The 1,956-nt window shown below is 57.6% G+C and carries 4 protein-coding genes; 2 read left to right on the forward strand and 2 right to left on the reverse strand.

Annotated features, from left to right (window positions below; genetic code table 11):
- Positions 1-213 precede the first annotated feature (213 nt).
- Both FS320_RS42390 and FS320_RS42395 read left to right on the forward strand, forming a co-directional pair.
- Complete coding sequence (locus tag FS320_RS42390) at positions 214-813, forward strand: calcium-binding protein (RefSeq protein WP_152718523.1); 600 nt, start codon at positions 214-216, stop codon at positions 811-813.
- Positions 786-1,055, forward strand: coding sequence for a hypothetical protein (locus FS320_RS42395; RefSeq protein WP_152718524.1), 270 nt, complete (start codon positions 786-788; stop codon positions 1,053-1,055). The genes FS320_RS42390 and FS320_RS42395 overlap by 28 nt, the downstream gene beginning before the upstream one ends.
- A gap of 22 nt (positions 1,056-1,077) precedes the next feature.
- Here FS320_RS42395 and FS320_RS42400 read toward each other — a convergent pair whose 3' ends face one another.
- Together FS320_RS42400 and FS320_RS45680 are read right to left on the reverse strand one after the other, a co-directional pair.
- Entirely contained in the window at positions 1,078-1,533 is a 456-nt protein-coding gene (locus FS320_RS42400) for a GFA family protein (RefSeq protein WP_152718525.1), read from the reverse strand.
- A 98-nt stretch (positions 1,534-1,631) separates the two neighbouring features.
- The gene (locus tag FS320_RS45680; protein ID WP_153885409.1) at positions 1,632-1,796 is read right to left on the reverse strand and encodes a hypothetical protein; all 165 of its coding nucleotides are present in this window, start codon (positions 1,794-1,796) and stop codon (positions 1,632-1,634) included.
- Positions 1,797-1,956 lie beyond the last annotated feature (160 nt).

Raw genomic sequence — 1,956 nt, forward strand, 5'->3', positions numbered from 1 at the left:
CAGGCGCCCACCGTCGAAAGCAGCGGTGATCTTCTTGCGGCCAACGGCTGGAAACGGGAAGGTGGCAGGTGTATCGTCCGGCATGGCGAGTGTGGCACAGGGCAATTGGTGGCAGGGATTAGTCTCAACAACCAAATCCTACGCTGCTTCAAGTGCTTAAGCTACACTCGCCAGCCTTCATCAACCTTCCCATGCATAAGAACGGCTAGTGTCATGATTCATCTAAGTTGGACCGGAGCGTTCAAGGTCGATTCATTCGTAGATACCGGGACTCCTGGCGATGCGACACCTGGGACTGGATTCCAGGTGCAAGGCATTGCAAGCGTGGACACCTGGGGGAATGTCAGCGATGTTCATACGGTAAACGGCACGGCGGACGGAGATCTGATCTATCTGGATACGTCGAACGCCGACACTCCACGCCTGATCAATGTAACGCAGATCAACAGCGGATCCGGAAACGACGTAGTCGATCTGACATCCCCCCGTTTTTACTACGCTGCGGTAACGATCGACGGCGGCGCCGGGAATGATTGGCTTCTCGGAAATATAGCCAACGATCGGATTTTCGGTCAGTCAGGACGGGATTGGATCAAGGGCTATGGCGGCAACGATCGCATCGATGGCGGGAGCGACAATGATCGGCTGTATGGCGGGCGTGGAAACGACAAGCTCGCCGGTTCCTCCGGCAATGATTATCTCTCCGGCGACCAGGGCAAGGACACCCTTTCAGGAGGCCGCGGCAACACAAGTTCGTTTTTGACACTGCTCCAAGCAAGTCGAATGTGGACAGTGTCACCGATTTCTCGGTGAAGTACGACAGCATCTACTTGGAGAAGGACGTCTTCACCAAGGCTGGCGCCAAAGGGCGCCTGAAATCGGATGCTTTCTGGACCGGAGATTCTGCGCACGACCGGAGCGATCGAGTCATTTACAACGAGGACACCGGGTATCTCTACTACGATCCCGATGGCACCGGTTCGGCCTCCCAGAAAGCGATCGCAAAGCTCTCGAAGCATCTCTCGATCACGGAGAAGGATTTCTTCATCGTATAGGCTTTTTTCAGTCCGAAGACTTCTATAGGAATCTCTGAGCAAACTCTGCCGCCAATTCCGGATAGCGCTCCATTGGCTGCAGTCTTTCGAAGCTGTGGACCGCTGGCGTCTTTGCCCAGGGCAGCGCCTCGGCAGTCCAGGGTTCGACTAAGGGCACGAACCGGCTCGGGTCCTCAAGCATGGTCGTGCGGACATTGACGAACTCGTCCATGCCTTCGGGCCGGGTGAAGAGCCAACTCATGCAATGCGGACAGAAGAAATGGCGCGTCGCCCCATGAAGGCCGCCAATCGTAGGTTCGCCCTCCAACACCTCGAAGTCATGGCTCGGATACAGAACGCTTAACGAGAAAGCGCTCGCAGTCATTCTTTGGCAGCCCATACAGTGACAAGCCATGGTGATGATAGGTGCTCCTCTGACGCGAAACCGCACCTGCCCGCACCGGCACTGCCCCTCATGCGCGCCATCCCGGTCCACCATGATGTCCTCCCCTATCCTGCAGCGCGGCAAGTCTGCTGCGGACTGGGGACGCTCGTCAATGTGCCGGAGACGAGGGTCGCGCTCGGTCGGTGTCGTGATCAGAACCGGGACGTCGGGCGGTTTCGTTTGATGTAGAAGTAGACTGCGGCAGCCACCACGATGAAGGGGATCACGAGCAGGAAAAGCCAGCTGTCGCCTTCGGTGCCCGAGGTCGATGGCGACGGCGGTGCCGGCGCGACCGGATCGTTCTGGGCATAGGCCAAGGTTGAGATCAGAAAATAGGCGAGGATGAAAAAATCTATGGACCGGCCGTGCGTTGCAAGAGGGCTGTGTCAGATGAGTGAGAGACGGTTCGCATCAATCTATCCGGCCTCTGGGTGGAGCCTGAGCTCCGGGCCATCATGGGAATCCGCGCGCACCGCG

The sequence above is a fragment of the Microvirga tunisiensis genome (assembly GCF_009296175.1).
Taxonomy (GTDB): domain Bacteria; phylum Pseudomonadota; class Alphaproteobacteria; order Rhizobiales; family Beijerinckiaceae; genus Microvirga; species Microvirga tunisiensis.

What these genes read in the sequence shown, in the direction of transcription:
- FS320_RS42400 (WP_152718525.1), bottom strand. Translation starts at nt 1,533, where the DNA reads ATGGTGGACCGGGATGGCGCGCATGAGGGGCAGTGCCGGTGCGGGCAG.
- FS320_RS42390 (WP_152718523.1), top strand. Translation starts at nt 214, where the DNA reads ATGATTCATCTAAGTTGGACCGGAGCGTTCAAGGTCGATTCATTCGTA.